The sequence below is a fragment of the Marinobacter sp. SBS5 genome (assembly GCF_048285575.1).
In the GTDB taxonomy this organism is placed as follows: domain Bacteria; phylum Pseudomonadota; class Gammaproteobacteria; order Pseudomonadales; family Oleiphilaceae; genus Marinobacter.
On sequence record NZ_JBLWAZ010000001.1, the window covers coordinates 848,995 to 875,655 of the forward strand.

Consider the following 26,661-nt stretch of genomic DNA (forward strand, 5'->3'; position numbering starts at 1 on the left):
TTACCGGCTAGACGGCTCTGCGCCAAGTGATGATTTCATGCTCAGTTTTGAGCTTGATCACGCTGCAGGCGAATATCAAAACGCACGGCCAGCATTCTTACTAGAACAATGAACAGTAGGCCAATGGTCAGTGCCGTTGTTTCACTTTCCAGAAGCCATTGGCAAACGAAATACAGCCAGCAGCCGGCGAATGATATGGAGGCATATATCTGGTCTTTCCGGAATATAAAGGGCACTTCATTGCATAGTGTATCGCGCAGCGCGCCTCCGAAAGTCCCGGTCATTACTCCGAGCATGGATGCGATAAACCACGAGTGCCCCAAGTCCAGTGCCAGCTGAGCGCCAAGAATGGAGAAAATGCCCAGGCCGATAGCATCCGGAAAAACAATTCGAGACTCTTTCAGGCTGTGGGCACGGCTCCAGTAACTGAAAACAATGGCCATGCCCAGAATCAGAATGGGCTGCTCCTGATGCTTGATCCAGTACAGGGGATGGTTATCCATCATCAAATCCCGCAGCGTACCGCCACCCAGCGCGGTGATGAATCCGATAGCAAACACCCCGACAGGGTCCATGTTTTTTGACCGCGCAACGATCATTCCGGAAATGGCAAAAGCCACGATGCCAATCATTTCAAGCGCGTAGATGATGTCAAACATGGTGAGCTCTGGGCTGAAAAGGTTCGGTTTAGATGTGTTCAGAACGGGCAGCGCGAAGAATAGCCGAAATTGCCGCTAAATTCATCCAAAATGGCGTGATATGACAGGCTGGGGGCGGTCAATTGCTATATTAGCTGGGTTTATCGAGCTAGATAAGCGAACTTGATTTGCTTCATGGGACAACTCTGTTTAGCTTGAGTTTGGTCAATAATAAGCGTCAACCTGCTGATAATTGGGTGTGCAGAAATTTTTGAGCACCCGACTGCCTTGGAGAGATCATGAAAGCAATTCTGTGCAAAGAATACGGCCCGGCTGAAAATCTGGTTATCGAAGACGTGCCCAGCCCGGAGGCCAAAGGTCGTGGAGTAAAGATTCGAGTAAAGGCTGCTGGCCTGAACTTCCCAGACACTTTGATTATTGAGGGCAAGTATCAGCTACAGCCGCCTATGCCTTTTTCGCCCGGCGGAGAACTTGCGGGTGAGGTGATCGAGGTGGGCGATAAAGTAACCCGCTTTAAGCCGGGCGATCGTGTAGCGGCGCTAACTGGTTGGGGCGCATTCGCTGAAGAAGTGGTAGCGCCGGAATCCAACCTTTTGCCGTTGCCTGAAGGTATGCCTTACGAGCAAGCAGCCGGCTTCATGATGGTGTATGGCACGTCTTATTACGCGTTAAAGCAGCGCGCGAATATTCAGCCTGGTGAGACTTTGTTGGTGTTGGGCGCTAGTGGTGGTGTAGGTCTGGCGACTGTGGAACTTGGCAAGGCGATGGGCGCAAAAGTTATTGCTGCTGCCAGTACTGCCGAAAAGTTGGCTGTCGCCAAAGCCGCCGGCGCGGATGAGTTGATTAATTATTCCGAAGAGTCGCTGAAGGATGCGGTTAAGAAGCTGACCAAAGGTAAGGGTGTAGATGTGGTCTACGACCCGGTTGGTGGTGATTTCACAGAGCAGGCATTGCGTTCGATGGCTTGGAACGGTCGTCACTTGATCATCGGTTTTGCTGCGGGTGATATTCCGAAAGTTCCGGCGAACCTGACGTTACTGAAGGGTTGTTCGGTGGTAGGCGTGTTCTGGGGCAGTTTCACCCAGCGTGAGCCAGAGGCCAGTGCTCAGAATATGATGGAGCTTTTGAAGCTTTATGCCGAAGGCAAAATCGATCCGAAGGTCAGTGAGGTATTTGAGTTCGAGCAGTACGCCGAGGCATTGGGTGCGTTATCGGGGCGCCGGGCTACCGGGAAGATTGTTCTGAACGTGGGTGTCTGATCTAAGTTTCGGCACCTAGCCTGGACGTTGGGAGGTAGGCGCGAGCGGGTGGCCCCTCCCAAAAACCGCTACGAGCACATGGATGTGCTCGTAGCGGTTTTTTGGAAGCCCAAGCCAACCCGGCTAACGCCAAAACAAGCAGGCTAGGGCCGAAGAGATCGACCCAGGCCCGTGCAGGTCAGAAGCGAACGCCACCCGCTTCAATATCAGCAATCAGCTCCGGAGTTACCTTGGTATAGGCGGATGTTTTCGGAAGCCAAGCGTAAACTTCATCCTCCGGACGCTCCAAGGAGTAGCCCAGTTTTTGGATATCCACCTTCCGGTACTTGAAAGTACCCGTTTTCTCGATGGCCTGTGTCACCCGAATGAACACCGGAACAGCATAAGCTGGCAAGTTCTCTTGCAGGTAAGCTAGCAACTTGTCGGCATCAAAGTCACCGTTGGCCTTTTGTGGAACCAACGTTACCATGCCGGCCTTACCGTTGGTGTGAGGGATTTCGACACCGTAAACGATCGCTTCTTCGACCATGCCGGAGCCGTCGATGATGTTTTCAACCTCGTTGGTGGACACGTTCTCGCCCTTCCAACGGAAGGTGTCGCCCATACGGTCCACAAACTGCAAGTGGCGGAAGCCGATTTCCCGCAACACATCGCCAGTGTTGAACCAGGAATCACCTTTCTTGAAGCCATCCCGCAGGATCGACTTTTCTGTGGCTTCTTTTTGGGTGTAACCCTCAAACGCCCACTTCTTGGTGATCTCGCCTAGCAGCAAGCCGGGCTCTCCTTTCTCGACTTCCTCCAGGAAGCCCTTCTCATTACGAATTGGGTCGCGGGTGCCATCGTGGAATTTTACCAAGCGGTAAGGGGCCGTCGAAAAGCCCACGGTGTTGTCCATGTTGAAAAAATTCGAGAACCCGATGTTGCCTTCGGAAGACGCGTAAAGCTCTGCCACAGTTTCAATGCCGAACCGTTCTTTGAATTCTTTCCAGATGGACGGGCGCAAACCGTTGCCGATCATCTTGGTCAAAGGGTGGTTGCGGTCTTGCGCACTGGCGGGCTGGTTCAGAAGGTAGCGGCAAAGTTCACCGACATAACCGAAGGTGGTGGCCTGATATCTACGAACGTCATCCCAGAAAGCTCGAGCGGAGAACTTTCTGCGCAATGCGATGGCAGAACCACCGGCCAGTACAGACCCCCAGCAAACCAGCAGGGCGGTGCCATGGTAGAGCGGGAGCGTGCAGTAGAGCACGTCTTCCGGTTTCATGTTCAGCGACAGCATGCCGAAGCCACCGTAGGCGCGTACAAACTTACGGTGAGATCCGGGTGCAGCCTTGGGCAGTCCGGTTGTGCCTGAGGTGTACAGATAAACGGCGGTATCACCCATCAGCACCGGAACGGTTAACTCGGGCGTGGTTGAAGGGAACCGGCTGACCTCAATGGCCATGTTTGTGTAGCCCTCAGGCGCTTCGCCGAATACGTTCTGGGTGTTGGCATCTGCCAGATACAGCATGGGGTTGGCGTGATCCAACTTGATGTCGGAGCGTACCCCTTCCGCCTGCTCAAGCAGCTCTTCACCGACTACGAACATTTTCGGTTCGATCAGGTTAATGCTGTGGATCAGCACCTTGCCTTTCTGAGAGGTGTTCAGCATGGCACAAGCAACGCCGATTTTTGCTGCGCCGGCGACAACCGCGAGCAATTCCGGGCGGTTTTCCAGTAAGACGGCAATGGAGTCGCCTTTCACCAGTCCCTGATCTTTCAGATAATGCGCGACCCGGTTGCTCCAGGCATCAAACTCTTGCCAGGTGACCGTGAGATCTTCACAAAGTATTGCTGGTCGGTTTGGATATTTCCGAGCGTTGCGATCGATCAACTTACTCAGGTTCAGGTCTTTTTCGTTGTCTTTGGCGAGGTAGTAGTAAAGCCCTCGTGCAATAGAAGGAAAACGACCGAGCACGGGTGGAAGGCTACGCATTAAGTCGCGGGTGGAGATTATATCTTGACTCATTTTTGTTCCATTCCCTTCGTCACGAGAGCATACGTGGTGCTCGCGAATTATGTTGTTAGTTATGCTTCTTCAGAGGCTAACTCAACCAGCAGTTGGCTGCGTTTTACCTGATCTCCTGCATTTGTATGCAGTCCCGCCACGACACCATCCCGGTCGGCTTTGACGGGGTGTTCCATTTTCATCGCTTCCAGTACGACCAGAGTCTGGCCTTGGGTAACGGCCTCGCCTTCAGCGACGAGAACGTCAATGATGGCACCATCCATTGCGGCTTGTATGCGGCCACTGCCAGCCCCTTGGGCGCCAGCCGCGGGCTGATGGGTTCGGTCAATAACGGACCAAGAGCGACCAAAGGCTTGCAAATATAGGGAATCGCCATGGCAGTAGTATTGGCACCGGTGACGAACGCCGTTGTCGATAATGCACAACGTGCCTGGCTTTTGGCTGTGAATCTGCAGCTCGCAGTGTGCATCGTCATGGGAAACGATGAGCTTCTCGTCCGATTTGCGGACGAGCAGTTCGACGGCCTGTTCCTGTACTTCTAGGCTCATAGGCATAACCGTTGCCGGGGCGTTACTCCAGCCATCTTGGCCTGAATTGCCAAGGCTAAGCGCGCAGGCACTAAGAGCCAGTTCGCGAATGCTGAGCGCTTGCGGAGTAAGGGATGGATCGTCTTTAAACGACTGTTGGAGAAAGGCGGTCGTTGCTTCGCCCGCACCGAAGGTTTCATCTGCGATGATGCGGCTCAGGAAGTGACGGTTAGTGGTCACGCCGAATACCGTGGTGTCTTCCAAGGCACGAATCAGTCGACGACGCGCTTCATCCCTGTTTTGGCCCCAGGCAATGACTTTGGCCAGCATGGGGTCGTAGTGAGGGCTGACCACATCGCCTGAGCGAACTCCGGTATCGAAACGTAAGCCTTCGCCTTCTGCTGGTGTGAATGCATGTAGTGTGCCGGTTTGCGGTGTGAAGTCGGTCGCGGGATCTTCTGCGTAAAGGCGAACTTCGATGGCGTGGCCGTTAAGCTGGATTTCATCCTGTGCCAGCGGCAGAGTTTGGCCTTCGGCGACCATTAGCTGCCAGGCGACGAGGTCTTGGCCGGTGATCAGTTCGGTGACCGGGTGTTCTACTTGCAGGCGGGTGTTCATTTCCAGGAAGTAAAAGTTACGATCTTTATCGACCAGAAATTCGACGGTGCCCGCGCCTTCGTAGCCGCACGCCAGAGCTGCTTTAACGGCAGCTTCGCCCATGGCTTGGCGAAGTTCGGGCGTTACGAAGGGGGAGGGGGCTTCTTCGACGACTTTCTGGTGTCGGCGTTGAACGGAGCAGTCACGTTCACCGAGGTAGACCGCGTTGCCGTGGCGGTCGGCGAAGACTTGGATTTCGACGTGGCGAGGTTCGATCACGGCTTTTTCGATGATCATCTCATCGTCACCGAAGGCTTGCTTGGCTTCGGAGCGAGCTCGTTTGATGCTGTCGGCAAGATTGCTTTCGTTTTCGACCAGTCGCATGCCGCGTCCACCGCCACCTGCGGAGGCTTTAAGCATGAGCGGGTAGCCGATGTCTTTCACCGCTGCGATAAGTTCTGCATCGCTGGCGTTGTTGCCTTCAAAGCCGGGGACCACAGGTACGCCAGCTTCTTGCATGGCGATTTTGGAGCGGCGTTTGCTGCCCATCAGTTCGATGGCGTTTTCGGGTGGGCCAACGAAGGTCAGGCCAGCTTGTTTGATGGCTTTTGCGAAGCCGGCGTTTTCGGACAGGAAGCCGTAGCCGGGGTGGATGCAGTCGGCCCCGGTTTTCTTGGCGGCGTCGAGTATGGCATCTGCGTTCAGGTAAGACGCGGATACTTGGGCCGGGCCGATGCAGACGGCTTCATCGGCTTGTTCAACGTGCAGGGCGTTGGCGTCGGCTTCTGAGTAGACGGCGACGGTCCGGTATCCCAGCGCTTTGGCTGTTTGTATGACTCTGCAGGCGATTTCGCCACGGTTTGCGATGAGTAGTTTTTTTAGCATTTGAATGTTCTCTTACCTTGGAGCTCGTCCGCGTAGGTGTAGGTGGTTCTAATTATTGGCCCACTTCGGCTCGCGTTTCTGCACAAATGCCATGGTGCCCTCGGCCCCTTCGGGGCCACGAACGGCGGCGGAAAACATCTCGGCCGCGTCATCCAGCAGTTCGCCCATGTTTTCGTTGCCGACTCTGTGCAAAAGAGCCTTGGTTTGGGATGTGGCATGCGGGGCGCAAAGGCGAGCGCGATCCAGAGCTGCAGCCAGTAGAGTGTCGATCTGCTCGTCGTTCTCGGCGACTTGGTGCACGATGCCCAAGGATTGCGCTTCTTTGGCATCCACTCGCAGGCCGAGTAGGGCTAGTCTGCGGGCTTGGGTTAGGCCTGTACGGGCCACCACGAAGGGTGCAATCTGGGCGGGGATGATGCCCAGTGTGGTTTCTGGCATGCCGAATTTTGCGGTCGGGCCGGCGATGGCAAGGTCGGAGACGCAAGCCAGTCCGAAGCCGCCACCCATGACCGCACCTTCGGTGATGGCAATGACGATTTTTGAGGATTCGTTGACTTGCTGAATCATCTCGCCGAAGGCTCTGTTCAGTTTGTAGAACGGGTTGTCGCGCCCTTCGCCTTCCTGATTTTTAGCACCCGCCATGTCTTTGATGTCGCCACCGGCACAGAAATGCCCGCCGGCGCCGCGGATGACGACGGCTCTGATGGTGTCGTCGTTTTCAACCTGGGTGAAAATGGCGGACAGTTCGGCGACCATTTTCAGGCTCATTGCGTTTCGAACTTCCGGGCGGTTGATGGTGACCAATAACGCTGGGCCATTCTGTTCGAGTGCGAGCGTTTCGCACGTTGGTAATTCCAGTTCCATAACAGACTCCACGAAAAATGTATGGGGACACCCGCCCCATGGCCTTCCGCCTTCTAGACGCCTTAGCCCTTTTGCTTGCCCGGCAAGATGTTCATTGTCTTGCAAATAATGCCCAGCATGATTTCGTCTGCACCGCCGCCGATGGAGGCCAAGCGAACGTCACGGTAAGCGCGGGCGAGGGGGTTTTCCCACATGTAGCCGTTACCGCCCCAGTACTGCAGGCACGCGTCTGTTACTTCGCGGCCCAAACGGCCGCCTTTCAGCTTAGCCATGGACGCCAGCTGAGTGACATCTTTGCCGGCGATGTGCAGTTCGCAAGCTTTGTATGTTAGTGCTCGTAGGGCTTCCACTTCGGTTTGCAGTTCTGCCAAGCGGAAGTGAATGTACTGGTTGTTGATCAGTGGCTGGCCAAAGGTTTTGCGCTCGCGGCAGTATTCGATGGTCTGATCGATGCAGTTTTCTAATGCTTTGAGCATGTTGGCCGCGCCCCACATGCGCTCTTCTTGGAACTGGATCATCTGACACATGAACCCAGTGCCTTCTGCACCGATGCGGTTGCGCTGTGGTACGCGAACGTCATCGAAGAATACCTGTGCCGTTTCTGATGAGCGCATGCCCAGCTTGTTCAGGTGTGGGCTAAGGGTGATGCCCGGGGTGTTCATGGGAACCACAATCAATGTCTTGTTTTTGTGTGGTTTGTCGTCGCTGGTGTTTGCCAGCAAGCAGATAAAGTCGGCTTTAGGGGAGTTGGTGATCCACATCTTTGAGCCGTTAATGACGTAGTCATCACCGTCTTTCTTGGCGCTGGTTTTCAGCCCTGCTACGTCTGAGCCGGCGCCGACTTCACTGACGCCGATGGAGCCAACCATGTCACCCGCGATGGCTGGCGCCAGGTAGTCGCGCTTGAGCTCGTCAGAGCCAAAGCGAGAAATGGCCGGGGTGCACATGTCGGTTTGTACGCCAATGGCCAGGGGAACGCCGCCGCATTTCGTCATGCCCAGTTCTTCAGCTGCAACTAGGTTGTAGCTGTAATCCAGCCCCATGCCGCCGTACTCTTCTGGCTTATGGATGCCGAGAAGTCCCAGGTTGCCCAATTTTTTGAAGACTTCATGGATAGGGAATTCGCCTGCTTCTTCCCACTCATCGATGTGCGGGTTGAGTTCTTTCTCAACGAAGTCTCTTACGGTTTTTCTTAGAGCTTCATGTTCAGGGGTAAAGTGCATTGTTGTTCTCCTGTCTCACTCAAAAAGGTAGCCGGTGCTTGGGCTTTGTATTAGAAACGTGCAACGCCATAAGAGTTGGGGCGTAGCTCTCGCTGTTCTGCTTCGCGACAGACCGACAGCGTTGTAGCTAGAATGCGTCGGGTGTCTCGGGGATCTATCAAACCGTCGTCCCACAATCTGGCGGTACCGAACAGTGCGGTAGAACCGTCTTCCAGTTTTTTAGCGGTTGCCTGTTCCAGGAAGGCCAGCGTTTTCTCGTCTGGCTCTATACCGCTCTTGCGCTGTTTTTCTTCTGCCACAATGCGCAGCACCTTGCCGGCTTGGGCAGGGCCCATTACGGCAGTGCGGCTGTTGGGCCAAGCGAAGATGAATCTGGGGTCCAGGCCTCGGCCGCACATGGCGTAGTTGCCGGCGCCGTAGGAGCCACCCACCACAACGGCAATTTTGGGGACACGGCAGTTGGCGACGGCCTGAAGCATTTTGGATCCGTGTTTGATGATGCCGTTCTGCTCAGAGTGGGTGCCCACCATGAAGCCAGTGGTGTTGTGCAGGAATACGAGGGGCGTACCAGCCTGGTCACACAACTGGATGAATTGTGCTGCCTTGGTGGCGCCAGCTGTGGTGATGGGGCCGTTATTGCCGATCACGCCTACGCTGTGGCCTTCAATGCGAATAGTGCCGCAGACTGTCTGGTTGTCGTACTCGTTCTTGAAGTCCAGAAAACGGGAGCCGTCAGCAATGCGTGCGATGATCTCGCGCACGTCATACGGCTTTTTGGCATCCGCCGGGATAACGCCTAAAAGCTCTTCGGCTGGATATAGCGGCTCATCCCAGCTGACATCCCGCTGCACGGGGAGGTGTTCATTCCAGGGCAGGGCACCCAGAATTTCCCTCGCTTGGCGAATGCCATCGGCATCGTCTTCCGCAAGATATTCGGCTGTTCCTGCGACGGTGGCGTGCATTTCGGCACCGCCGAGTTCCTCGTCGTTCGCGATTTCGCCCGTCGCGGCTTTCAGCAGTGGAGGGCCGGCAAGGAACATCTTCGCTTTATCACGAACCGTGATGACGTAATCCGACAAACCGGGCTGGTAAGCGCCACCCGCAGTCGCGTTACCGTGAACAACGGTGACCTGCGGAATACCCGCCGCGGACAGCCGTGCTTGGTTGGCAAAGCCCCGGGCACCCGGCACGAAAATATCCGTTGCGTAGTTCAGGTTGGCGCCGCCAGACTCGGACAGGGACACGATGGGGAGTTTGTTTTCCTTGGCGATTTGGTGCAGGCGCAACGTCTTATCCAGCCCTGCAGGCGTTATGGTGCCGCCCTTGATCGCACTGTTGCTGGCGACTACCAAACACCGAATGCCAGCCACCCGGCCAATACCGGCAATAATACCGCCGCCGGCCATAGAGCCGTCTTTGTCATCGTGCATCTGATAGCCAGCGAGCGAGCAAAGCTCCAAAAACTCGCTGCCGCGATCCAGCAAACGGTTGATGCGGTCGCGAGGAAGCAGCTTGCCGCGTTTGGTGAACTTTTCCCGAGCAGCTTCCGCTAGATCCAAAACCTTTTGCTCTACATCGCGAAACGTTCTGATATGGGCTTCCATGGCCTCAGTGTTCGCCTGAAACTCGCTGGACTGGGGCGCGATGGTGGATTCGATTACCTGCATGTAGTGATCCTCAGTCGTCCGATAGAACTTTGGGAGTGACGGCCCGGTGGAAGCCGTTATAAGCATTGTTATTTTTGGCCTTCGGCATCGGCCAAACCCGGCCGCCCTGGGAAGCGCCACCATCAATGCGCCAGCAATCTCCACTGATAAACGCCGCGCCTTCACTCAGCAGAAAACAAATGGCTGAACTGACCTCCGATTCCGTGCCCATCCGCTTAATGGGAACCGCGTCGGCCAGACTCCGAATCCACGACTTCATGTGAGCGGGGTAGTTATCCATACCACTCGACGCAATCCAGCCAGGAGCAACAGCATTCACTCGAACGCCAGACGGAGCCCATTCCACGGCGGCGGTCTGTGTGAAATTCACCATGCCTGCCCGTGCAGCCCCGGAGTGGCCCATGCCAGGCATGCCACCCCACATGTCCGCGACAATGTTCACAATAGCGCCACCATTCTTGCTGAGCGCTTGGGTGTAAGCTTCCCGAGCCATCAAAAAACCGCCGGTCAGATTCGTTCTAACAACGGTCTCCCAGCCTTTCTGGTTAATCCCGGTCAGCGGTGAGGCAAACTGCCCGCCGGCGTTGTTCACCAGCCCGTCCAAGCGACCATGTTCGGCAATGATGGCCTTAATCGTGGCTTGTACAGACTCTTCTTCGCGGATGTCGCAGGAATGAGCGCTGGCGATACCGCCGTCTTCTTCGATTTCTGCTTTAACGGCGTCGACTTTTTCCTGTTTTCGCCCGACAAGCGCCACCCGAGCGCCCAGTGCAGCCAATTCGTGAGCGGTACAACGGCCAATGCCAGAGCCGCCACCGGTGACGATAAAGACTTGTCCTTCAAACAACCCTGGCCGTAAAACGGACTGATAACTCATAAGCAAATTCCTGTCTGAACCTGATGAATCCAAGTAGAACGTTTGGGCGCCTCGCCGAAGGAGGACTGTGCAAAAATGTGCGGAGCCATGGATGGCGGAGCCCAAGCGCCACATGGATGTGCCGAAGGAGCGTTTTTTGAACAGTCCTCCTTCGGCGGGGTGCTTGCACTGAATTAAGACTCAAAAAGTTGCGATGGCACCGGCACTGGAAACTCCAGAAGCTGCTGCGCAAACGCCTTACCTTGTGGGTCAATCCGCAAGCTGGCGATCCCACCACCACCCAAACTGTGTTCTAGCAAGAAGTTAAAAGCATTCAGTCCGGGCAGAGCCCAGCGAGTCACCTTGCCCGATTCCGGATCAAGCGTATGCGCCATCCAGTCTGCGACCGCCTCTTCCGTTAGCGCTGCTTGAATGTACGGAACAAATTCGGCCTCTCGTGCGATCACACCAATATTGCTGTGATCGCCCTTGTCACCTGAGCGCGCCCACGCCAAGCGAATCAGCGGCACCGTCGTATCTGTTGAAACCTCAGTATTCGCTTCTGATTCAGGTGTTAGCTGTGCAGGATCAAAACCTCCATCGCAGGCGATATCGACGGGCGCCGCCTTGCCGGCAATATCCACTGAAACCGCCACCTCAGTTTTCGGCACCAAACAGGAATAAAGGCGAATCTTAGGGAAGACTGAAGGGCGACCGCCCACAATGCCCGTAAGGCCTGGGGCCATTCCTGTTGCTGCTTGCGCAATCTCGCGGGAGAACAACACCAGAGCTTCTTTTTTCGGATGGGCCACGGCAATTTTCACGACCACTTCGCGAGAGTCACTGCGGCGCCCGTGCGGGCCGTAGGTGGCTTCAGTGCCGAGTAACTCGATATTGGTTTCTGAATAGTCCGGCAGACCTTGATCGCTAAACATAGCCGACGTTTTTGCCAGAATAGCTTCCGCGACCTTCTGTGCTTTAGCCGGAGCGTCGATGCCGCCTAGCAAAAAGGTTGCGGTACACTTGAATCCATCCGGCCAGGTGCCTGAAACCTTATAGCTGCTGCTGGGAGGCATCCCTTTAGCGCCAGACACGCGAACCCGGTTGGTGCTAATTTCGTCCAGCGTAACCTCAGTGAAATCACAGGCGACGTCGGGTAGCAGGTACGCTCTTGGGTCGCCGATTTCATACACAAGCTGCTCACCCACGGTACCTCGGCTAATCAAGCCTCCCGTGTCGTCGGGCTTGGTCATCACAAAGTCGCCAGAGGCACTGACTTCCGCAATCGGAAAGCCCATGTTGGTGAATCCGTCTGCCACCGCTTCCCAATCGGTGAAGTTGCCGCCGGTGGATTGAGCTCCGCATTCCAGCAGGTGTCCCGCAAGGCTGCCCTGGGCCAGCTTGTCGTAGTCGTTCCATTGCCAGCCGAATTCGTGCACTAGCGGCGCCAAAACCAGCGCGCTGTCGGCAACGCGTCCGGTCAGGACAATGTCGGCGCCTTGGTCAAGTGCAGCGGCTAGTCCGGGAGCGCCCAGATAAGCATTCAGGCTCACCATCATGGCAGGGAAGGGCTGGCCGGTGGTCATTTCAGTAATGCCGTCTTCCGCCAGCTTCTTTTTCTTGGTGATCAAGTCGTCACCTAGAACCAGAGCGATTTTCAGGTCGACACCCGCTTTTTCACACAAAGCTTGAAGGGCATCTCGACAAGCGACGGGATTAACGCCGCCCGCGTTAGCCAGTACCCGAATACCTTTTTCTTTGATCTCGCCAAGCAACGGCCCCATGACCGTCTGCACGAAATCCCGGGCGTAGCCTTGGCTGGGGTCTTTCATCTTCTGGCCGGCCATGATCGACATGGTGACCTCAGCAAGGTAATCGGCCACCAAATAGTCGATGTTACCTTTGTGAACCAATTGGGCGGCCGCGGTTTCGGTATCACCCCAGAACGCCGATGAGCAGCCGATGCGGATGGTTTTGTTGGCTTCTGACATGTTTTTGGCCCTGTTCTTTGTGGCTATTAATCACGATGTTCAAACACTGATCAGGACATTACCAAGCAAGCGCTTGGTTTGTAAATAGGCTGGAGTCGGGTAAAATAGTTAAATCTCTTTCGCGGTTGGGTATTTTTGTGAAGCACGGCGATATTTTTCAGGCACTTATTCAAGATAAGTTGGTTTCAGATCCTGCCAGCGCTCGTGGGCGGCTACTGGCGGAAGCCGCTACTTTGTTCCGGGATAAAGGTTATGAACGCACGACCGTTCGAGACCTGGCGGCTGCAGTGGGTATTCAGTCGGGAAGCTTGTTTCATCATTTCCGGACGAAAGAGGAGATATTGAAGGCGGTCATGGTTGAAACCATCCGCTTGAACACTGCAGTGATGCGGGCGGCGGTTGATCAGCAGTCTACTCCTGAGGCTAAGCTTAGGGCGCTGATTCGCGCCGAACTCGAGTCAATCAACGGCCAAACCGGAGAGGCCATGGCGGTGCTGGTTTATGAATGGAGGAGTTTGTCGGAGAATTCTCAGGCTGAAGTGTTGGCGCTAAGAGATGTTTACGAAGAATTGTGGTTGTCGGTCTTGGGCCAGCTAAAAGACGAGGGTAGCTTGAGTGCGGATGTCTTTATTGTTCGCCGGATGTTGACGGGCGCTCTGAGTTGGACGGTAACCTGGTATCGACCTGAGCGTGGCGGCTTAACTCTGGATGGCCTGACAGATCAGATTATGGCCATGCTGGGTTATCAATCTGCATAAAATTTCGTGCTTAAAGCGCCGGGCGCTCTCGGCAAACGCCAGTTTTCTGCACGATTTTCTATAGTAGAAAGGTCCTATTTTTAAGTTTGTATACGTAATTGGCCTGATCGGCATTATCTTTCGGCAAACAAGCCATTTCTGTTTGCCTGCTTTCCCCTCATCCTTCGTTCTGTGAATGAAAGTCTCCGTGTTTTCGGTGATCTGGTTCACGGATCGTTGTGAGTTTGCGTGCTAGTCCGTGCAGCAATGGTCACTTAAAAAAAACAAACATACAAAGTAAAGACAGGTCGCATTATGATCTCCTCTAAGCTCACCCAGGCGTACCGTTTCTCGGCTCGTATGCCTAAACTGATTGCCGCAGGCTTGGTACTGGTCCTTTCTGGCTGTACGGTTAACCCCATTTATCATACGACGGGTGTCGTGCTTTCCGGTTATTCTGAATCCGAGGCTACCCCCTACGTCATGCAGATGACCGACACGCAGATGGCGTGTTCATTAGGCGAAGGGATTGATCCGCTGCTGTACTCTTTCTCTCGGGTTGTGGACGCGCCTGATAGCACGGGCTCTTTGCTGATGCTGCTGGCTGGCAATTGCATGGAGTACAGAGCTTGGGAAGCGGAACTGGATTACTTAAGGCACGATTACAGTAGTAACGTGCCCGCCGCCAAAGACGCCCGTGAAGTTTCAAAGCGTTTGTACGCGCAGACAGCGACTCGCCGCTATGAAGCCTTCCGTCGCGCCATGGCCGCTTACGATTTCGACCCGGCGGCAGAGCCGATGGAATGCCCGTTTTTGTTTACAGATCAGGACGAGATTACGTTCCTGGCCGGGCTCCTTACAGGTATGCAGGCTATCGTGAATGATGCCAACTCTGGCGCGATGGCTGGTGTTCCTCGTAATATCGCGCCGCAAGCCGAGCGTGCGGCACAGTGTGTCGATAACGAAAAGTGGGGCGGCTTGCCGAATGCGGTTCGAGCTTTGGTGTGGTTGCTGCTTCCGGATACTCGCCCAGCGTTGTCTCCAGACCCTTGGATGGTGCTTCAGAACAGTGCTGACCTAGGTGTGAAGACAGGCTTCAGAACATCCCACGCGCTGCAGATTGTTGCTGCAGAAACATTTGGTCGCCCGGATGTTTTGGCTGATGCGATTGCAAGCTTTGTTGCCGCTGAAGAAGGGTTTGAAGTTCTCGAGGACTATGTTCTTCTCGATGAAGTTGCACGCACGGTTGTGACCTTCTCTTCGGATAAGCACTGGACCAAGAACTACGGTCACCGTACACCGACACGGTTCTTCGGCAAAATGAGTCCGGAACGTGACACAAGCAATATCGAAACCATGAGTTTGGATGGCCTGCTCTAACGAGCAGCGCTATCGACCCTCTTTATTAGCATTTACAACCATAAAAATGATCCGGAGGTTATTGTGATCCGAAAAACTCTTGCAGCCCTGTCCATTGCAGCCGTTGTGCCATTTTCGTCTGCTCAAGCCGCCACCATGTGCGTATTCGATGTTATCGGTGCCAATGGTGACGTCTATAACATGGTGAAAGACTTCGCCCTTGAGCTGAAAACCCATGGTATCGACTTTGATTTGAAGCCCTATACCGATGAGGGGGTTGCGATCGGTGATTTCAACTCCGGACAGTGTGACGCTGTGGCGGCCACTGACCTGCGAACCCGTCCCTTTAACCGCTTTACCGGAAGCATCAGTGCGGTAGGTGCGCTACCAACCTACGGTGATCTGGAAACCCTGCTGGCAACACTTGCTCAGCCGAAAGCGGCTCCTCTGATGAAAGAAAACGGTTATGAGGTGCTTGGTATTGTTCCGGCTGGCGCAGGTTACCTGTTCGTGAACGATCGGGAAATTGATACTGCGGCTGAGTTGGCGGGTAAGCGTGTTGCTACTCTGGATTACCAGAAAGACGCCATTCACATGGTTAACTATGTGAAAGCAACCGTTGTTCCTTCCGATATCACCAACTTCGCGGGCAAATTCAACAATGGTTCGGTAGATACTGCCTACGCCCCGGCGTTCGCCTATGAGGCTCTGGAGCTTTATAAAGGTATCGGTGACAAGGGCGGTATCGTGGACTACCCACTTGCCCAGTTGACGGTTCAGATCATTGCCCGTGATGAAGTGTTGGAAGATGACGTGGCACAGAAGGCTCGCGAAGTGGCTTGGGGTATGTTCCCGCAGGCAATGAATATGATTGGCGGGCTCGAAAAAGCGATTCCTGAGGATAAATGGATTCGTATCCCTGAGAAGGACATCGTCGGGTATCAGGAAATGTTCCGGGAAAACCGCCTGGAAATGCGTGATGGGGTTAATGGCGCGCCGCTTGTTTACAGCTCGAAAATGCTGGGTCTGATGAGCAAAATCCGGTGTTCCAGCAATCCGGGCGCTTCAGAGTGCACCGCCGATAATCGCGAATAAACGGGGACTCTGATCATGAACTGGCGTGCAATGACTGCGACAGGCGTAAGGACTCTGTATCCCGTGCACAGACTGCACGGGGTGATTCTCCTGCTGTTGCTCCTGGCGACTTTGTTGCTCGGGATGGGTAATTCGCTTCACTCCCGGCTGCTTTGGGTAGGCGAGCAAGTTTGGCCGAATTACTATCTGCTTAACCCGGATGCGGTTGAGCCCAGTTGTAACTTGACCATGGATGTGGACAAAGAAGTGGAACGTCGGATTCAGGCCTATAAGCCTGACCCCGACGATCTCTTCAGTTCACCGCCGAATGCTCAAGCGATTCGTCAATCTCTGGAAAGCAATCTGGCGTTATGTGAACAGCGCCACCTGCAATTTGCCGAGAATCAGAAGCACGCCACCTGGGGGTTGAGTGTCTTCAAAGACATTGAACAAGGGCTGGCTAATTTCCTGCTTGGCAATATCGACCTGACCAAGTTTTTGTTTATCGGCATGTTTGCGATGGCTGCGGCTATCTCTGCGCTCGATGCCGATCATATTGCCCTAAGGCTGCCCCGAAATCGTGCGGAGTGGCGTTTAAGCCAGGGCTCACAATTCGTTGTGAATGGTTTGATGATGCTGTCTCTGAATGCCTATCTCGGGAATTTGGAGCGCACGCCTGATTCCGCTAGTGCCATGACACTCCAGTATGCCTGGGTCTTGGTGTTCGGTTTGTTTATGATCATTAACGCCGTTCGATTTGTCGCCATTCCTGAGCGGATCAAGTCTGGCAGCATGGATCTAGCGTCCGGCCTCGTGGTGCCGCTGTATTGCACCATGGGCTTGATCGCCATGAGCTACTTTTTCTTTGTAGATGGCTACGCGTCGGGCCTGGCGATCTACTTTGGCATGATGTCCAACCTGTCCTCGATGTTCATCAACATCGGCCTGTATGTGTTGGTCGGTATGATGCTGAAGCAAACGCGAGTGCCGGAACTGCTGTTGGGGCTGATAAAGCCATTCAACTTGCCGGCTCCGTTGTTGGCATCTGTCATTATCTTTGCCACCGCGTTCCCGACCGCGTTCACCGGTGCCTCGGGCATCTTTATCCTTGCGGTTGGTGGTGTTGTGTATGACGAATTGCGCCGGGCCGGTGCGGGTCGTCAGCTGTCTCTTGCAACGACCGCTATGTCCGGCAGTTTGGGTGTGGTTCTAAACCCCTGCCTGTTGATTGTGGTGGTTGCCGCGCTGAACAAAGAAGTAACCACGTCTGAAATGTATGGCTGGGGCTTCTGGGTGTTCATCATGTCGGCCAGCTTGTTCTCCTTTATCGTCTGTAAAACCGAGGGTAACTGGAAACCTCGGCCCGCACCGGGTGCCTTGCGAGAATCCTTGCGCGCAACCAAACCGCTGTTTCCTTATGTCGCGGTGGCAGCCGCGGTCATCTTGGTGATTTGGGGCGTCTTGGGGCTCAAGTTCAACGAATACAGTGCGCCTCTGATTCTGCCCTTGGTCATGTTGGCCATCGTGATGCTCGACGCTGGCAAGGTTCGGGAGGAATCACCGGGCGCATCCAGAGTCCAGGAGTTTTTCGCACGCAGCAGCGCAGCGGCGAGTGATTCCGCGGTTCACATTGGTGCACTGCTCGCGTTGATCGGTTTTTCGATCTGTTTAGGCGGGATTCTGGAACGCTCGGATATCGTGCACTTCCTGTTCCCGGAAAGCCTCACCAGCCCATGGTTGGCTATGCTGGTCATCGTTGTGATGCTCACGTTCATTGGTATGGTGATGGATCCGTTTGGCGCCGTTATCCTGGTTTCGGCGACCATTGCTCAGCCAGCTATTCAGATTGGTATCGATCCTCTGCATTTCTGGATTGTGTGTTTGGTGGCCTTTGAACTCGGCTATTTGAGCCCACCGGTGGCGCTTAACCACTTGCTTACACGACAGGTTGTCGGTGAGTCTGAGGTGTTGGCCGCAGAGCGTACCGGTTCCTTCTGGCACCGGTATGAGCGACTTCTGTTGCCGCTGGCGGTTATGTTGCCGACCCTGTTATTGGTGGCCTTTGTTCCGATGCTGTTTTACGCTCTATAAAAGCATTGGATTCAAAACCCGCGAGAGTCCTGCTCCGCGGGTTTTTTTGTTTTACGAAGATGATAGTGGATGAGATGCGATCGGACACAGGGATGTGAGGTCCGCTATTCTTAACACAAGATTTGTAACCTCCTGACTTATGGAGCGCCAGTGAGAGTTTTAATTGTGTGTTGCTTATTATCACCATGGATGGTGGTGTTGACCGGCTGCAGTGATTCGGGTCACTCGGTTGCTGGAGCACCGGAACGCCTTTCGAGCCCGCTGTCAGGCGCCATCGCCATCGAGGCCAATAGCCGGATTGATCAGGACACAATGGATCAGTTGGGCAGAGAGGGCGCGTCTCCCGCTGGTGGCACCCAAAAATTACCGGCAAGTTTCGTTCTCGCGGGTTATGTGAGCCCGAACGCAGGCACATACCCGGCTCCTGCCAGGGCTTGCCAGGCACTAAATTACGAATTCGATCTCTCGGATACGTTTTTGGTGCCCATGGCAATTGGTGAGACACTGGTGCTCAAGAGCTTTGGTACCTGTGGGATAGAGGCTGCCCTGGAGTTGCAGGTTGATGGCTATCCTCCGGTGAGGACATCGGGCCAGGACGAAACGGCACAGTTTCGTTTGAGCTCGGACGAAACACGCGACTATCAAGTCGTGGTTAGGAATGTCGGCAATATACCTGCACGCTATGTGCTTTTGAAAACCGCTGGAACCACCCAACAAAATGCGGCTTACGACTGGCCAAACCACGATTTTGTGGAAGGCGAAGCGATTGTTACGTTGGCGGCCCCCAAATCTGAACAAGCCTCAGCCATGAGTGTGCAACCCCGAGCCATCGGCCGCGCAATTGGGGAGCGAACCTGGTTACGCGTTATGCCCGTCAACGCTCGCGCGATGGAGGGTGATCGTCGCCCCGGGGATACGCTGAAATGGATTCGTTCACTGAGGGAGCAGTCAGACGTTGAGTCTGTCAGCCCTAATTATCGGATGCGGAGCCAGTCTCCGGTCAGTGAACCGCTATACAGCAAACAATGGCACTACGGGATGATCAATGGGCCGGTTGCCTGGCAGATTGAACCGAGTGGCGGGTCGAGGGTTAACGTTGCCGTGCTGGATACCGGGCTGTTTCGGGTTTCGGGCTCGTCAAGATGGCACCCGGATCTGCACCCGAATGTTGTGACAGGATGGGATTTTGTTGATGACGATAACGATCCCGGAGATCCCGGAAGCAGCATCGGCGGCAATGTGTTTCACGGCACCCACGTAGCGGGCACCATTGCGTCTGTTATTAATAACAAAGGCAGCGGTGGCGTTGCTTTTGGGTCTAATTTGCTTCCGGTGAGGGTGCTGGGCGAAGGGGGCACGGGTTCGTCCGCTGATTTGATCGATGCCATCGCCTGGTTGGTCAACGGGAGCAGTGGGCAGTTGCCAAGGGCGCAGGTTGTCAATATGAGTCTTGGCGGATTGCCGGAGATTCCCCAGTTGGAATCGGTCATTGCCGCCGGTGTGAATAAAGGCATGCTCTTTGTGGCTGCGGCAGGAAATGGTGCGGGTGCTCAAAAGTCCTATCCGGCGGCCTCTCGGAATGTGCTTGCGGTGAGTGCGGTGGATGGTGCCCGGAATCTGGCGTCTTATTCGAATTACGGCAGCTGGATCGATTTGGCCGCTCCGGGTGGCGACGCGGGTCGTGATGCGAACACGGATGGTGAGGCGGATCTCGTGTGGAGCGCCAGTGCGGCCTTTAAATCCGGTCAGTATGAACCGGATTATCGAGGCCTTCAGGGAACATCTATGGCCGCACCCCATGTTTCCGGCGTTCTGGCGATGATGAAAGCCGAAAAGCCTGATCTCAATTATGGCGGGGTGAGGGCGTTGCTCGAAAGTGGTGAATTGACGGAGTATGAGGGTCGGCGTTCTGATCAACTAGGGTATGGTGTTCTGGATGCTGCCAAAGCCGTGTCAGCAGCCAGCGATGGTTTCACGGGGCCGGTGTTGTCGGCGTCGCCCGCCGTGGTGTCGTTGAGTAATGAAGGTGTCGAAAGGCAGGAGGTCGAACTTAACGCATACGGTTCGGCTCCTGTGACAGGTGCTTCTGTGGCGTCTCATCCCGCTTGGTTGAGTGTGAACGCAGATTTCGCTCAGGAGCCATTTATTCTTGAGGTGGCTCTACTGCGAGACAAGCTAACCCCCGATGTCCCCGCCCGAGGGGATATTGTGGTGGACTACAATGTGACCAAGCAGCTGCGTCTACCGGTTATTGGTCAGCTAGTCACCGATGAAAAGGCTCGGAATGCTGGAACGCATTTTGTGTTGCTGGTGGATATCGAGCCCAATGGCCAAGGTGTATATCTGGCCGAGGCGCAGGTGACAGTTACGGTGGAAGATGGCCAGTATTCGTTTCATTTTGAGGCGGACGATGGCGAGGAGCCCCGGGCGCTCAATGAGGTCACTCCGGGTGACTATTATCTGGTCGCCGGCACCGACATCGATGGTGATGGGTTCATCTGTCAGTCTGGAGAAGCCTGCGCTGAATACCCTGTATCAGGTTTACGGGAAGTGCTTACGGTTAAAGAAGGCCAAGCCATTAACGACCTGCGTATGACCACAGGGTTTAGCCGCCCGACCATTTCCGCCGCTACTCCGGATATGTTGCCAAGACCCGGATTTAAGGGCTACCGGTTAATGAGTCGCGAAGACCGGCAGGCCTCAACGCGTTCAAATGTAAAGGCATTGCAATGACAAGTTTTTCGATTAAGGCATTCACGATACCGGCACTTCTATTGGCATTAACCGGCTGTGCATCATCGGGGCAAACGGCCCCTGAGAAGGGTTCTCAGGTTCGGCAGATTACTCAATCCGCCCATTGTGGATTGACCGGCCCCGGTGTTGCTTATGTGGATTCGCGGGAGGTTTTAGCGTCTTTCCTGGACGTGCGGGGGCAAAATATGTCGACCGGTGTAATTCGCCAGGTCAATCTCGCGGAAGAACAACTTATTTTTGTGACGCTGGGCCAGAAGCCTTCGGCCGGTTACAGCCTCGGGCTGGCGGATGTGAGCTTGGAAAATAACACCCTGAAACTGCAGATGGAGTTGAAAGCACCAGCGCCGGGTATGATGGTGGCTCAGGTGATTACCTCGCCCTGTGTGGTACTCGCGGCCGCCAGTGGAGACTGGGATCGAGTCGAAGTGACAGGATTAACTGATAAACCGCTGGTAGAACACGTTAAACGTTGAGTTCTGCCGCGCAGCTTAAAAATCAATCGTTGATCTTTCAGCGTCAATCAATAAGCTATGGCGCAACGATCATTTTCGGAGTTATGCCCTTTCTATGAGCCAGCAACAATACAACGCCGATGCCATTGAAGTTCTTAGCGGCCTTGATCCGGTACGAAAGCGCCCGGGGATGTATACCGATACATCAAGGCCAAATCATCTGGCGCAAGAGGTGATCGACAACAGTGTTGATGAAGCCTTGGCTGGCCATGCCCGCAAGATCGAGGTCATCCTCCACAGCGATAACTCGTTGAGTGTAGAAGATGATGGCCGGGGGATGCCGGTAGATATTCATAAAGAGGAAGGTGTTCCCGGGGTCGAACTTATCCTTTCGCGATTGCACGCTGGGGGTAAGTTCTCGGAAGGTAATTATAACTTCTCGGGTGGTTTGCACGGTGTGGGGGTATCTGTCGTTAACGCACTGTCGACCCTGCTTGAAGTCACCATCCGCCGAGACAGCCAAGTCCACCGGATGACGTTCGAGAACGGTGAGAAAGCCACCGAGCTTGAAGTGATCGACACGGTTGGCAAGCGCAACACGGGCACCCGGCTCCGGTTTTCACCCGATCCTAAATATTTCGACAGCCCGAACTTTTCGGTTAGCCGTTTGCGCCATAACTTGCGCGCTAAAGCAGTGCTTTGCCCCGGCCTGACGGTGACTTTCCTGCAGGAAAAGACCGGCGAGAAGGATGAATGGCTGTATGAGGATGGTCTTCGCGATTATCTGCGCACCGCACTGGCCGATATTGAAGCGGTGCCATTGGACCCGTTCACCGGTAGCTTTTCTGGAAACCATGAAGCAGTAGATTGGGCGCTTCAGTGGTTGCCTGAAGGCGGCGATGCGGTTCAGGAAAGCTACGTAAACTTGATCCCGACGGCTCAGGGCGGCACCCATGTTAACGGGCTTCGTACCGGTTTGCTGGAAGCCATGAGAGAGTTTTGTGAGTTCCGCAGCCTACTGCCTCGTGGCGTTAAGCTGTCCCCGGAAGATATCTGGGAGCGGGTTGCTTACGTATTGTCGTTCAAAATGCAGGAGCCGCAGTTTTCGGGCCAGACGAAAGAGCGTTTGTCTTCCCGCGAGGCAGCGGCGTTTGTCTCGGGTGTGGTCAAAGATGCGTTCAGCCTGTGGCTGAACCAGCATACAGATGTGGCCGAAGTGTTGGCCGAGCTGTTTATCAGCAATGCCCAGCGCCGGTTGCGAGCGAGCAAAAAAGTGGCTCGCAAAAAAGTCACCTCCGGCCCCGCGCTGCCTGGCAAGCTGGCGGACTGTTCTGGCTCAGATACCAATCGTTCAGAGCTGTTCCTGGTCGAGGGGGATTCGGCGGGTGGTTCCGCGAAACAAGCTCGTGATCGGGAGTTTCAGGCCGTGATGCCTCTGCGAGGTAAGATACTGAACACATGGGAGGTCGATTCCGGTGAGATTCTGGCCTCTCAAGAAGTTCATGATATCGCGGTAGCGATTGGTGTAGACCCAGGCTCGGATGACTTAACTGGCTTGCGTTACAACAAAGTCTGCATTCTTGCCGATGCGGACTCCGATGGGCTGCACATTGCCACGCTGTTGTGTGCATTGTTTGTGAAACACTTCCGGCCTCTGGTCAGTGCTGGCCATGTTTTTGTGGCCATGCCGCCCCTGTATCGGGTCGATCTGGGTAAGGAAACCTTTTATGCTCTGGACGAGCATGAAAAGCAGGGCATTATTGACCGGTTGGCGGCGGAAAATCGCAAAGGCAAGCTGCAAGTCACGCGGTTTAAGGGGTTGGGTGAAATGAACCCGCTGCAGCTCCGTGAAACCACCATGGCTCCGGATACACGTCGTTTGGTGATGCTCACCTTGGAAGAGGGTGACGACACCGATGAGTGTATGGACATGCTGCTTGGTAAAAAGCGCGCCTCAGACCGAAAAGCCTGGTTGGAAGCCTACGGTAATATGGCCGACGTAGCAGGCTGATATGCCTTTCGGGGCTATTAAAAGTTCTCCTTATTCTTTTTAAGTTTTTGGCTGACTCGTTATCCTGTCTGTTTTCCGGGTGGAACAGACAGGCTTATGGATTGGGAAGGCTGGTTTTCTCTATTTTTGGCGGGTGCTGCACTGGCACTGATGGTGTCGGGGCGTTTTGCGCCGCACTTGGTGATGCTGGCGGTGCTGGTCTTGCTAAGTGCTACAGGTATTCTCAGCCACGAACAAGCGTTGATCGGGTTTAGTAACCCGGGCCTGATCACCGTTGTTGCCTTGTTTGTCGTTGCCTCGGGAGTCCACCACTCCGGAGGCGTCGATCTTCTCGTTCGCTATATCCTTGGCAAACCCAAAACCGTGCGGGCGGCTCAGGCCCGTATTGCGCTGCCGGTTACGCTGCTCAGTGGCTTTCTGAATAACACGCCTGTTGTGGCGACCATGATTCCAGCTGTTCATGGTTGGTCACGAAAGATTGGTGTTGCCCCATCCAAACTCATGATTCCGCTTAGCTACGCCGCCATTTTCGGTGGCACGCTGACGATGATTGGCACCAGTACCAACCTCGTCGTAAATGGCCAGTATCAGCAGCTGACCGGCAGTGACGGATTTTCCATTTTCGCGATCACTCAAGTCGGGCTGCCGGTGGCGGTTATTGGTGTCACGGCCATGCTGCTTTTCTTGCCAAGATTTCTGCCTGATAAAAAAGACCTGCAAAAGTTTGGCTCGGTTAAAGAGTTTACGCTTGAAGTGGCGGTTGCAGTGAACGGTCCTTTGGTGGGTAAGTCGGTGGGTGAAGCGGGCCTGCGTGAGTTGGAGCGGCTTTATCTGGTGGAAATCGAACGTGACGGCAGCGTGGTTACGGCGGTGCCTTCTGAAGAGCGGCTTCGTGGTGGCGATAGACTGGTGTTTGCCGGTGACACTCAGGCCATTTCAGATCTGCTCAGAATTAACGGAATAGTGCCTTCGGTTCATGATGATGAGCCGGCTTTGAGTAAAGATCGTGCGGAGCGACGGTTGGTAGAAGCGGTGCTGTCGCCTCAGTGTGATGTGCTCGGGCAGACCATCCGTGATGCCCGGTTCCGGGATCGCTATGGGGCCGTAGTATTGGCGGTTGCCCGAGGCGGGGAGCGGGTGCCGGGGAATCTTGGAAATATACGACTGCGCCCTGGCGACGTGCTGTTGCTTGAAGCCCGCCCGGCGTTCGTCAGTCGTCAGCGCTATAACAAGGATTTTTTGCTGATCAACGATCTGGAGACCGAGGCACCCCGGCACGATCGCGCCTGGCTGTCCTGGGCTATTCTGTTGGTGCTGGTAGGTTTGGCGGCCTGTGGCGTTATGACGATGCTGAATGCCGCTTTGGTGGGTGCTTTTTTGATGATTGCCGCTGGTTGTTGTTCCGTGGGGCAGGCTCAGAAGGCGGTTGATGTGCCGGTTGTACTGACCATCGCCTCATCTTTTGCTTTGGGGGGTGCTCTTGAGCAAACCGGCGCGGCTGGGTATTTGGCCGATGCCGTGTTTGGATTGAGTCAGGGGAGCCCTTTGTTGGCACTGATTCTAGTGTATGTGGTGGTGTCTGTTCTGACGGAAGTGATCACCAATAATGCTGCCGCGGTGTTGATTGTGCCAGTTGTGTTGTCACTTACGCAGGCAATGGGAGTGGCGGAAGAGCCGTTCATTATCGCTGTGATGATGGCCGCATCGGCGAGCTTTGCGACCCCCTTGGGGTATCAGACCAATATGATGGTGTTCGGGCCTGGTGGATATCGTTTTGTTGATTTCTTGCGGGTGGGTTTACCGATGAACGTCTTCGTGGGGATGGTTGCTGTGACCGTGATCGCGCTGATTTATAACATCTGATTCGAGTTCGTCAGAATGTCGCAGCAGAGGACCTTCAGGCTACCTTGGAAGTCGTAGGCAAGTGACAGGGTAACGCACATATTAGCGCCTGTTACGCACAGGTAAGGTGCGGTCACTTGCAGGCTCCCGGGTTGCTCAAGCGCTTGGCTCAGGTATTGTTGTCGACACCAGTCCGCACTGGCCGTATCTTCGAGCGGTTTGAAGCGGGGATCCTGATTTTCAAGGCGTCCGTTGGGCAGGAGGGTATCGGTTATTTGCACGCCCTTGGCATCGACCAGATAGCAGCGTGATACCACTGAGTGAGTGATGAGTTCACTGCAAGCCTGGCTCATGGTGAGGCCTTGCTGGAGCCGCTCGGTTGCTTGCTTGAACGGAGCGGTGAAATAGTTGACCAGCTGCCGTGTTGGGTCTTGCGTGACCTCTTTCCGTTTTTTGTATTCCGCTAGCAGATCGTCCAGATCTGCAGGTGCTTTAGACAGAGCTCCCAGGTCGGTACTGGGGCGCTGAAAATAGAAGCCTTGAACAAAATCGACCCCAGCATCGATGGCGATCATGACCTGGTCGCGCGTTTCAACGCCCTCCAACAGAACCAAACAGCCCGATTGGCGGAGTAGCGATACGATGCCGTTAAGGATTTGTCGGGCGCGGCGGTCTTCAACGGCACGCATCAACAAAGAGCGGTCCAGCTTTACAATATCCGGTGACAGATTCCAGATGCGCTCAAAGTTGGAGTGGCCTGCCCCGAAGTCATCGATCGCCGTAAGGCAGCCCAGTTTACGGTAATAGGCGACCGTTTCTCTTAGCTTCTCAGCATCGTCGGTGGGCTGTTCTACAATTTCCATAACGATTCGATGCGCAGGCAGTCCCGTCTTCTCGAGAATTTGCCCGAAAAAAGAGTCTGACTGGTTTCCATGGGTCACGACTCGTGGTGAGACGTTCAGAAACAGCCAATTCAGCTGGTCTTTGATGCTGCTGTAGTTGCGGACATGGAGATAGCGGCAGAGTCGGTCGAGCAGCAAGTTTTCTGCGTCGGATGACGGGAGGTCAAACAGGTGCGGAGGCAAAACCGCGGCATTGTCGTTATCGAAAGCTCGGATCAGTGCTTCATAGCCCACCGTGCGTTTGTGGGCGATGCTGTAGATAGGTTGGAGTGCTGTATGAAGGGTTAGCCCTCGAAATGAGGCGGTCCACATGTCGTCCTGTTGGCTGAGCATTGGCGACAGTAAGTCTGCTTCAGGATCCGCTAGCATTTCATTAAGGCTGTAGGACATAGGTGTGTCTGGGCCATGTAGTAGATTCAAACAGCTATTGAGAGCATAGAAGGTAGATAGCTGAACTAGTCGCCAGAGTGCCTATATCCTTGGCACGGTTCATTTTATTTCAAGACGTTACAGAGCAGGAGAGTGCCAAAAAACGGAACTGATTGCCACTGGTTAATGTGTAAAGTGGGGAAACAGTTTGTATCTGGGGAAATGAGATAGGGGAATAGAAAGAAGAATCCCGGCAAAGCCGGGATTCTGGAGTCATTAGTTGTTGCTCGGGATTACTACGGATTCGTCGAAATCGAGTTCCATATCGGTCTCTCTCTGTCATTAACACCCCGCAGTGGGGCCGTTCATAAGTTTGGTGAAATTCTATCTCAGCGATGAATTCCGACAATCCGTAAAACCCCTATACGACCAAAGTGGCCGAGGCGATACCCTGAGAGTGGTATATGTTGTTCAAACAAACTGAATAATGAGAGCAAAACATTTCGATTTGATTGGTTGCATCAGGCATTTAGA

18 protein-coding genes are annotated in these 26,661 nt (G+C 54.5%); 9 read left to right on the forward strand and 9 right to left on the reverse strand.

Annotated elements, in window-relative coordinates; all coding sequences use genetic code 11:
- Nucleotides 1-41 precede the first annotated feature (41 nt).
- A complete protein-coding gene (locus ACNQ6O_RS04125) occupies nt 42-659 on the reverse strand; it encodes a trimeric intracellular cation channel family protein (protein WP_418051970.1) in 618 nt (205 codons plus the stop codon).
- Between the two features lie 278 nt (nt 660-937).
- On the opposite strand from ACNQ6O_RS04125, the gene ACNQ6O_RS04130 reads away from it, so the two are divergent.
- On the forward strand, nt 938-1,918 hold the full coding sequence (locus ACNQ6O_RS04130) for an NADPH:quinone oxidoreductase family protein (protein ID WP_418051971.1): 981 nt from the start codon (nt 938-940) through the stop codon (nt 1,916-1,918).
- A gap of 178 nt (nt 1,919-2,096) precedes the next feature.
- On the opposite strand, the gene ACNQ6O_RS04135 is transcribed toward ACNQ6O_RS04130, so the two are convergent.
- The 7 genes from ACNQ6O_RS04135 to ACNQ6O_RS04165 all read right to left on the reverse strand — a co-directional run bounded on the left by ACNQ6O_RS04135 (nt 2,097) and on the right by ACNQ6O_RS04165 (nt 12,536).
- Nucleotides 2,097-3,926 carry a long-chain-acyl-CoA synthetase gene (locus ACNQ6O_RS04135; RefSeq protein ID WP_418051972.1) on the reverse strand — a complete coding sequence of 610 codons (1,830 nt, stop codon included), beginning with the start codon at nt 3,924-3,926 and terminating at the stop codon, nt 2,097-2,099.
- Nucleotides 3,927-3,985: 59 nt separating this feature from the next.
- Complete coding sequence (locus ACNQ6O_RS04140; RefSeq protein WP_418051973.1) at nt 3,986-5,935, reverse strand: acetyl/propionyl/methylcrotonyl-CoA carboxylase subunit alpha; 1,950 nt, start codon at nt 5,933-5,935, stop codon at nt 3,986-3,988.
- A 48-nt stretch (nt 5,936-5,983) separates the two neighbouring features.
- A complete protein-coding gene (locus ACNQ6O_RS04145; protein ID WP_418051974.1) occupies nt 5,984-6,799 on the reverse strand; it encodes an enoyl-CoA hydratase/isomerase family protein in 816 nt (271 codons plus the stop codon).
- Between the two features lie 62 nt (nt 6,800-6,861).
- Nucleotides 6,862-8,022: an acyl-CoA dehydrogenase family protein gene (locus ACNQ6O_RS04150; protein ID WP_418051975.1), complete on the reverse strand. Its 1,161-nt coding sequence runs from the start codon at nt 8,020-8,022 to the stop codon at nt 6,862-6,864.
- 50 nt (nt 8,023-8,072) lie between these two features.
- The gene (locus tag ACNQ6O_RS04155; RefSeq protein WP_418051976.1) at nt 8,073-9,689 is read right to left on the reverse strand and encodes an acyl-CoA carboxylase subunit beta; all 1,617 of its coding nucleotides are present in this window, start codon (nt 9,687-9,689) and stop codon (nt 8,073-8,075) included.
- Nucleotides 9,690-9,699: 10 nt separating this feature from the next.
- A complete protein-coding gene (locus ACNQ6O_RS04160) occupies nt 9,700-10,566 on the reverse strand; it encodes an SDR family oxidoreductase (protein WP_418051977.1) in 867 nt (288 codons plus the stop codon).
- Between the two features lie 173 nt (nt 10,567-10,739).
- Complete coding sequence (locus ACNQ6O_RS04165; protein WP_418051978.1) at nt 10,740-12,536, reverse strand: acyclic terpene utilization AtuA family protein; 1,797 nt, start codon at nt 12,534-12,536, stop codon at nt 10,740-10,742.
- A 137-nt stretch (nt 12,537-12,673) separates the two neighbouring features.
- Here ACNQ6O_RS04165 and ACNQ6O_RS04170 point away from each other — a divergent pair, with 137 nt between their 5' ends.
- The 8 genes from ACNQ6O_RS04170 to ACNQ6O_RS04205 all read left to right on the forward strand — a co-directional run bounded on the left by ACNQ6O_RS04170 (nt 12,674) and on the right by ACNQ6O_RS04205 (nt 24,877).
- Nucleotides 12,674-13,294, forward strand: a complete 621-nt coding sequence (locus ACNQ6O_RS04170; RefSeq protein WP_418051979.1) for a TetR/AcrR family transcriptional regulator — start codon at nt 12,674-12,676, stop codon at nt 13,292-13,294.
- A 294-nt stretch (nt 13,295-13,588) separates the two neighbouring features.
- Nucleotides 13,589-14,653, forward strand: coding sequence for a hypothetical protein (locus tag ACNQ6O_RS04175; protein ID WP_418051980.1), 1,065 nt, complete (start codon nt 13,589-13,591; stop codon nt 14,651-14,653).
- A gap of 63 nt (nt 14,654-14,716) precedes the next feature.
- Nucleotides 14,717-15,727, forward strand: a complete 1,011-nt coding sequence (locus ACNQ6O_RS04180; protein WP_418051981.1) for a putative solute-binding protein — start codon at nt 14,717-14,719, stop codon at nt 15,725-15,727.
- A gap of 15 nt (nt 15,728-15,742) precedes the next feature.
- Entirely contained in the window at nt 15,743-17,797 is a 2,055-nt protein-coding gene (locus tag ACNQ6O_RS04185; RefSeq protein ID WP_418051982.1) for a TRAP transporter large permease subunit, read from the forward strand.
- A 189-nt stretch (nt 17,798-17,986) separates the two neighbouring features.
- Complete coding sequence (locus ACNQ6O_RS04190; protein WP_418052264.1) at nt 17,987-20,530, forward strand: S8 family serine peptidase; 2,544 nt, start codon at nt 17,987-17,989, stop codon at nt 20,528-20,530.
- Nucleotides 20,527-21,024 (forward strand): protease complex subunit PrcB family protein, encoded by a 498-nt coding sequence (locus ACNQ6O_RS04195; RefSeq protein ID WP_418051983.1) that lies wholly within the window; start codon nt 20,527-20,529, stop codon nt 21,022-21,024. Before ACNQ6O_RS04190 ends, ACNQ6O_RS04195 begins: the two co-directional genes overlap by 4 nt.
- 94 nt (nt 21,025-21,118) lie before the next feature.
- On the forward strand, nt 21,119-23,014 hold the full coding sequence (gene parE, locus ACNQ6O_RS04200) for a DNA topoisomerase IV subunit B (protein WP_418051984.1): 1,896 nt from the start codon (nt 21,119-21,121) through the stop codon (nt 23,012-23,014).
- A 96-nt stretch (nt 23,015-23,110) separates the two neighbouring features.
- Nucleotides 23,111-24,877 carry an SLC13 family permease gene (locus tag ACNQ6O_RS04205; protein ID WP_418051985.1) on the forward strand — a complete coding sequence of 589 codons (1,767 nt, stop codon included), beginning with the start codon at nt 23,111-23,113 and terminating at the stop codon, nt 24,875-24,877.
- Here ACNQ6O_RS04205 and ACNQ6O_RS04210 read toward each other — a convergent pair.
- On the reverse strand, nt 24,865-26,148 hold the full coding sequence (locus ACNQ6O_RS04210) for an EAL domain-containing protein (RefSeq protein WP_418051986.1): 1,284 nt from the start codon (nt 26,146-26,148) through the stop codon (nt 24,865-24,867). The genes ACNQ6O_RS04205 and ACNQ6O_RS04210 overlap by 13 nt on opposite strands.
- Nucleotides 26,149-26,661: the final 513 nt, after the last annotated feature.